This is a genomic window from Pseudomonadota bacterium (assembly GCA_016927275.1).
In the GTDB taxonomy this organism is placed as follows: Bacteria; UBA10199; UBA10199; order 2-02-FULL-44-16; family JAAZCA01; genus JAFGMW01.
In genome coordinates this window covers 1-6,298 of record JAFGMW010000053.1, presented here as the reverse complement: position 1 = coordinate 6,298, position 6,298 = coordinate 1, and the positions used below count along the sequence as shown (strand labels likewise).

At 63.7% G+C, this 6,298-nt stretch carries 6 protein-coding genes; 3 read left to right on the top strand and 3 right to left on the bottom strand.

The window, feature by feature from the left end; genetic code table 11:
* The first annotated feature begins 113 nt into the window (after positions 1–113).
* Positions 114–1,172 (top strand): quinolinate synthase NadA, encoded by a 1,059-nt coding sequence (nadA, locus tag JXA24_03345; protein ID MBN1282790.1) that lies wholly within the window; start codon positions 114–116, stop codon positions 1,170–1,172.
* A 137-nt stretch (positions 1,173–1,309) separates the two neighbouring features.
* Positions 1,310–2,299 carry a hypothetical protein gene (locus JXA24_03340; protein MBN1282789.1) on the top strand — a complete coding sequence of 330 codons (990 nt, stop codon included), beginning with the start codon at positions 1,310–1,312 and terminating at the stop codon, positions 2,297–2,299.
* Between the two features lie 4 nt (positions 2,300–2,303).
* Here the strand turns inward: JXA24_03340 and amrS are convergent, their stop codons facing one another.
* A complete protein-coding gene (gene amrS / locus JXA24_03335; protein MBN1282788.1) occupies positions 2,304–3,335 on the bottom strand; it encodes an AmmeMemoRadiSam system radical SAM enzyme in 1,032 nt (343 codons plus the stop codon).
* 92 nt (positions 3,336–3,427) lie between these two features.
* Positions 3,428–5,044 (bottom strand): sigma 54-interacting transcriptional regulator, encoded by a 1,617-nt coding sequence (locus tag JXA24_03330; GenBank protein ID MBN1282787.1) that lies wholly within the window; start codon positions 5,042–5,044, stop codon positions 3,428–3,430.
* 166 nt (positions 5,045–5,210) lie between these two features.
* Between JXA24_03330 and JXA24_03325 the strand changes: the two genes are divergently transcribed.
* Positions 5,211–5,768, top strand: coding sequence for a M23 family metallopeptidase (locus JXA24_03325; protein ID MBN1282786.1), 558 nt, complete (start codon positions 5,211–5,213; stop codon positions 5,766–5,768).
* 183 nt (positions 5,769–5,951) lie between these two features.
* Here the strand turns inward: JXA24_03325 and JXA24_03320 are convergent, their stop codons facing one another.
* Positions 5,952–6,164, bottom strand: a complete 213-nt coding sequence (locus JXA24_03320; protein MBN1282785.1) for a cold-shock protein — start codon at positions 6,162–6,164, stop codon at positions 5,952–5,954.
* Positions 6,165–6,298: the final 134 nt, after the last annotated feature.

Sequence of the window (6,298 nt, the reverse complement as noted above, 5' to 3'; positions counted from 1 at the left end):
TGAGGCGACGAGGGATAGCGAGAAAAGCACTCCGAAGCGTTCCGTCTGATTACTGCAGGTTCGGCGCAGCATATGTCTGCCGAATGGAGTGACAGAGTGACAAAGGAATGATTATGGATGAGATAAGCAGCATCCCGGACTCGTACCGCGGCATGGATGCCGACGAACTGCGTGCGCGCATCCGCGCGCACAAGGAGCGGCTCGGCGCCAAACTGGTCATCCTCGGCCACTTTTATCAGCGCGACGAGGTGATCGAGTTCTCCGATTTCCAGGGGGACTCGTTCGAGCTCGCGAAGCACGGGGCGCAGGCTGCGGCGGAACACATCGTCTTCTGCGGCGTGCGCTTCATGGCCGAGGCGGCGTCGATACTGGCGAAGCCGGGCCAGCGCGTGTATCTGCCGGCCATGGACGCCGGGTGCGCGCTCGCGGACATGGCCGACGTCGGCCAGGCGACGGCGGCCTGGCAGGCGCTGGAGCGGCAGGGCGTGGCCAAGGAGTTTCTGCCGGTCGTGTACATCAATTCAAGCGCCGCCATCAAGGCGTTCTGCGGAGAACGAGGCGGGACCGTGTGCACCTCCTCCTCGGCCGGCCGCGCCTTCGATTGGGCGACAGGTCAGGGCAGGCGCGTCTTCTTCATGCCCGACCGCAACCTCGGTATCAACACCGCGCTGGCCAACGGCTTCAAGGAGAACGAGATCGCGGTCTGGGACCCCTACGCCCCGAACCCCGCGGCCGCGAAAGGGGCGAGGGTGATCGTGTGGAAGGGGCACTGCCACGTGCACACCTTCTTCACCGAGGGGCAGGTGGAGAAGATGCGCGCGAAATACCAGGGCTGCACGGTCGCGGTCCACCCCGAGAGCGACCCGGAGGTCGTCGCCGCTTCCGACGCGGCAGGCTCCACATCGTTCCTCAAGAGATACGCCGAGGACGCGCCTGCCGGATCCACGGTCGTCATCGGCACCGAGATAAACTTCGTGAACCGCCTGGCGCGCAAAAACGCCGACAGGAGGATAGTGCCCCTGGCCCGCTCGCTCTGCCCCAGCATGTTCCGCACCTCCATGGCCGATCTGCTGTGGGTGCTCGACGAGCTGGGGAGGGTGAACGAGATCAGGGTGGCCGATGAGCTCGCCCGGGGGGCCAGGCTCGCCCTGGACAGGATGCTCAGGCTCTGATCGGGAGTCGGGACCCGGGACCAGGGACCCGGGAAAACCGCGTTAATTATTTGATAAATAAGGGTAATTATCTTTTCCCCAGGACGCAACTCAGGGGGGGTGGGCAACCGATAATAGGGTTGGAGGGGTACGAGCCTATGCAGAGCGGTGGAATGCCAATGGATGCGGCAGATGTTACCTCAAAGGTGAACGACCTGGGGCAGCAGCAGGCGGAGGTTTACGATCAGCTCGTCGATGCGCAGGCCGAGAACAATGCGCTCGTGGAACAGGCCAACAACGAGACCGGCCCGGCCAGCAAGCAGTCTGCCGAGCAGTACAGCGAGGCCTACGGGGACCAGCAGAGGGTTGAGTCGGACGAGGCGACCGCCGAGGCGAGGACCAGAAACGCCGAGGACGCGGTCAGATCGGCGAAAGAAAATGTCGAGGATTTCGCTAACCAGAACCAGCAGTCGTGGAAGCAGCTCGATCCGCAGCGCCAGCAGGTGAGGACCGCGTACGACCTGGCGAATTTCTACCAGTGGAACTACGACCGAGAGCTGCGCAACAAGTGGAGCCAGTTCTGCCTCGAGGCCATACTCGAGAGCCAGAACGCGGGCGGGGCGGCGCTGGTCGCGTTTCACGCCGCGTGCATGAAGATGAGCGCCGCGCATCTGGGTGTGAGCAGCAACGTCTCCGCCCAGATATACCTCAACCAGTACATGAGGATCTCCGAGCTGCCGGACAACAGGGCGATCGAGCAGCGCGCCAGCGCCGACGCACAGGCCGCGAACCTCGCCGCCGAGGAGCGCCAGATCATCGACCGCGCCGGAGACAAGTATTACGAGAACAAGCTGGCTGAGAAGAGGGAGAGGCTCTCGGAGGAGAAGGCGAAATACGACTCCGAGGTGGCCAAGCTCGCGAATGCGAAGGCGGCTGCGGAAAGCCTGAAGGCAGAGCGCGACAGGCTCGACGAGGGGCACAGGGCCCTGGCCGACAAGGCGCGCGCCCAGGAGAGGGTCGTCTCGGAGCTCGAGAACAACCTCAGGAATCTCAAGGTCGAGGAGCAGCGCCTGGTCGACGAGTACAACAGGGCCATATCAGAGGAAGAGAGGCAGCGGCGCGCGGAGGCCGAGGCCCGGCAGTCCTGACGTTCTACTTTCCGACTCCGCCCATATCAATCCCGTCAATCTTCGAGGAGCACTTGGGGCACTCCGAGCGGTGCGTGATTAGATTTGCGCTTATGGAAAAACCCTCGCGTTCGATCAAAAGCTCGCCGCAATTATAGCAGAACGTGTTCTCAGAGGAGTCGCCGGGGACGTTTCCCACGTACACGTATCTGAGCCCGGCCTTCTTTCCGATCTCGTAGGCCTTCCTGAGAGTGGCGAGCGGGGTGGGAGGGGCGTCGGTGCGCTCGTAGCGCGGGGTGAAGCGGCTTATGTGCCACGGTATCTCGCGGCCGGTCTCCACTATGAAGTTGGCGATGTCGCGGATCTCCGCATCCTTGTCGTTCATGCCCGGCACGATGAGGGTGGTCACCTCGACCCATATTCCGATCTCGTGCATATACCTGATGGAGTCGCACACGCCGTCGAGCTGCGCCTTCATCACCTTGCGGTAGGTGTCCTTGCGGAAGGCCTTGAGATCCACGTTCGCGGCGTCGAGGTACGGCCGGATCGTATCCAGCGCCTCGCGGGTCATGTAGCCGTTGGTGACAAACGTGTTCCCGATCCCCGCGGCCCTTGCGAGCTTCGCGGTGTCGTACGCATACTCGAAGAATATGGTCGGCTCGGTGTATGTGTATGAGACCGATGCGCAGCGGTGGGCCTTCGCGTTTCTCACCACCGCCTCGGGCAGTACCTCCTTCATCCCGATCTCGGGCGAGTCCCCGTGGCGGTACTGCGATATCTCCCAGTTCTGGCAGAAGTCGCATCGGAAGTTGCAGCCCGGGGTGGCGATGGAGAAGGCGAGCGAGCCCGGCTTGTAGTGGAACAGCGGCTTCTTCTCTATAGGGTCCACTGCCATGGAGACCGGCTTCGCGTAGAAGATAGAGCGCAGCGTCCCTCCGTCGTTGTAGCGGACGTCGCAGATGCCGTATTTTCCGTCGTCGATCGCGCAGCCGTGCCTGCAGAGCCTGCAGCGGACCCTGTTCCCCGCCTCCTTGCTGTAGAGCATCGCCTCTTTCATCGTATTCTCTAATGTCATCCTGAGGCCGAGAAAGCAAGCGCTGAAGGGATTCTTCAGCCGGCGCCCCAGAATGACAAACGGGTATTTTCGGATCACGGCTTCGGCGTCTCTATCTTGAACCTGCGGATCTTGGCCTGAAGGCTCGTTCGCGCGATGCCCAGCCTCCGCGCGCTCCTGGAGATGTTGCCCTTGCACTCGGCGATGACCTCGATGAGGTGAGACCTCTCCTGCTCGCGCAGCCCGCCGGGCTGCCCCCCTTTCGTTCCGATGAAGGAGAGGAAGAGGTCGCGGGGCTCGATGACGTCGCGGATCGAGAGCAGCAGGGTCCGCTCCATGGCGTTTCTGAGCTCGCGCGCGTTGCCCGGCCAGGGGTGGCCCCGCACCGCCTTCATCGCCCCGGCGCTGAGCGCAGGTGCCCTGCCGTCTTTCGCCAGCCTGGCGAGGAAGTGGGAGGCGAGGTGCTCTATGTCGTCGGGCCGCTCCCTGAGCGAGGGGATTTCGATCGGCACCACGTAGATGCGGTAGAGCAGGTCCTCGCGGAAGCGGCCGTCCTTGGCCATCCTGCGCAGGTCGCGGTTGGTCGCGGCCACGAGCCTGAAATCCGCGTCGATCTCCGCCTGGGCGCCGATGCGGCGGACCTTTTTGTCCTCGAGCACGCGCAGAAGCCGCGTCTGGAGGGCCGCGTCCATCTCGCCGATCTCGTCGAGGAAGAGGGTGCCCCCCTTCGCCTGCTCGATGAGCCCGGGCATCCGCTCCACGGCGCCGGTGAACGCCCCCTTCTCGTGGCCGAAGAGCTGGGCCTCGATTATGCCGGCCGGCAATGCGCCGCAGTTGATCGCGACGAAGGGCCCCTGCCTGCGCAGGCTCAGCCTGTGAAGCTCGCGCGCAGCGAGCTCCTTCCCGGTGCCGCTCTCGCCCGTGATCAGCACAGGCGCGTCCGATGGGGCCACCCGCCGGATGAGCGCGAAGACCTCGCGCATGGCCCTCGAGCGGCCGACCATCTCGCCCAACCTGTCCGATTCGGAGGGGGCGAGCTCCTCGCTCTCGGAGGAGAGGCGATAGTGCACCTCCGAGCGGCCGACCCTGAACGAGCCGTGGCGTTCCATCGCCGCCTGTGCGACGCGGGTCTCGCCCACGAATACGCCGTTTGTTGAGGCGAGGTCTATGAGCTTCACCCTCTCGCCGTCGATGACGAGCTTGCAGTGGCGCCTTGAGACGTACGGGTCAGCCACCGCCACGTCGCACGAGGCGTGATGGCCGATGAGTATTTCGGACTTGCTCACCCGTTTCTTGAGCGGGGCCTGGTCGGGCGTCCGGACCACCATATCCACGCGCTGGGTGGTGAGCTTTTTGCTCGCCGGGTCGAAGGCCAGCACGCGCGTGGCGTGCGGCTCGGCGGCCAGGGTGCGCACGGGGATCGCATCGACGGTCGCCTCGATGACGAGGTTCCAGGGGCCGACCGCGATCCGGTCGCCTGCGTCGACCTGCGCCTGGCTCACCCTCTCGCCGTTGACGAGCATCCCGTTGGTGGAGAGGTCTTTCACGATCAGGGCCCCGTCGCGCCACTCTATGCGGCAGTGCTCCCTTGAGATGTCGGGGTCCATCAGCCTTATGGTGTTCTCGCTGGCGCGCCCCACGGTGATGGGCTCGGTGCCGATGGGCTCCCTGAGGAGCATCCTTCCTGCGCGGTGGAGTGCGATCTCCAGCATATCCGGAATCTAGTTTGGCCCCTCGGGGCCGTCAACATCGGGATTCAAGATGCAGCGTTTTTGGGCACACTGCAGCGATTCGATGCACCTCCTGTGCCAGGTTTTTTTCCTTTTGCCTCCCCTCTGCCCCTGTGCGTGGCATGAAATCTGCATCAGAGGGGAGGGGATGAAACTTGCGTCGCTTCTCATAGCCCTGTCCGTGTGCGCTGCCTGGCGCACCGCGTGTGCCGATCTCCGCATGGACGAACACATCCATTCGAGGGAGGCGGCAGGTCCCGGGTTTCTCCTTGTGGAGGACCCTCTCCTCAAACTGCTCCCTTCTCTTCGCAGCGAGCTTTTGCCCCTGATCTTCCCGGCCGACGGGAGGCTGAGCTCCATGTTCGGGCCGCGGCGCGACCCGATCTGCGGGCGGTGGGCGCGGCACGAGGGCATGGACATCGCGCGGTTCAGGGGCGCGCCGGTGAAGGCCGCGGCGGCCGGCAGGGTGGGGCTCGCGGGCTTTCAAGGGGCCTGCGGCATCACGGCGGCGATCGAGCACGGCGCAGGCCTCACGACGCGCTACTGCCACATGGACCGGATCGACGTCTGCGAAGGTCAGATCGTTGCGCAGGGGCAGAAGATCGGGCGCATGGGTTCCACCGGCCGCGCCACGGGGCCGCACCTGCACTTCGAGGTGCGCCAGGACGGCGTGCCCGTCGACCCCGCGGAACACCTGTACTACTAGATAGCAAAGGGCTGAGAGGCTGAGAACTGAAAACAGAAACCACCTGTCCCGGAGCAATTGGGGACGGAGCAGGAGTGGGCAGCGACCGCTACGAAGTGGCTTCCTATTGGTAGAGGTGGGCTGTGGACAAAAAAACCCCGACCTTTGCGGCCGGGGTTCCTGTCAGCGTAAACCTGTGGTTCATTACGCCTTTGTGACGTTCGCTGCCTGAAGGCCCTTGGGGCCCTGCACCACGTCGAACTCGACTGTCTGGCCTTCCTGAAGCGACTTGAAGCCTTCGCCCTGGATAGCCTGGAAGTGCACGAACACATCCTCGCCACCGCCTTCGGGGGAGATGAATCCGAAACCCTTCCCATCGTTGAACCACTTCACCTGACCCTTTTTTCTCTCTGCCATACAACACCAATCCTTTCTTCTGATCGATTTCAGCGTGTTAAAACAAAAAACGCGCGCTGGTGAATCGGCCCGCGTTTATTCGTAACCATTACGCTGTCCTTCACACGCTGTGCGATCGATCTGTCCACTTGCCG

Excerpts from the sequence above, each read along its gene's own strand:
- amrS (MBN1282788.1), bottom strand. The coding sequence starts at position 3,335 with ATGAAAGAGGCGATGCTCTACAGCAAGGAGGCGGGGAACAGGGTCCGC.
- nadA (MBN1282790.1), top strand. The coding sequence starts at position 114 with ATGGATGAGATAAGCAGCATCCCGGACTCGTACCGCGGCATGGATGCC.
- JXA24_03340 (MBN1282789.1), top strand. The coding sequence starts at position 1,310 with ATGCAGAGCGGTGGAATGCCAATGGATGCGGCAGATGTTACCTCAAAG.
- JXA24_03325 (MBN1282786.1), top strand. The coding sequence starts at position 5,211 with ATGAAACTTGCGTCGCTTCTCATAGCCCTGTCCGTGTGCGCTGCCTGG.
- JXA24_03330 (MBN1282787.1), bottom strand. The coding sequence starts at position 5,044 with ATGCTGGAGATCGCACTCCACCGCGCAGGAAGGATGCTCCTCAGGGAG.
- JXA24_03320 (MBN1282785.1), bottom strand. The coding sequence starts at position 6,164 with ATGGCAGAGAGAAAAAAGGGTCAGGTGAAGTGGTTCAACGATGGGAAG.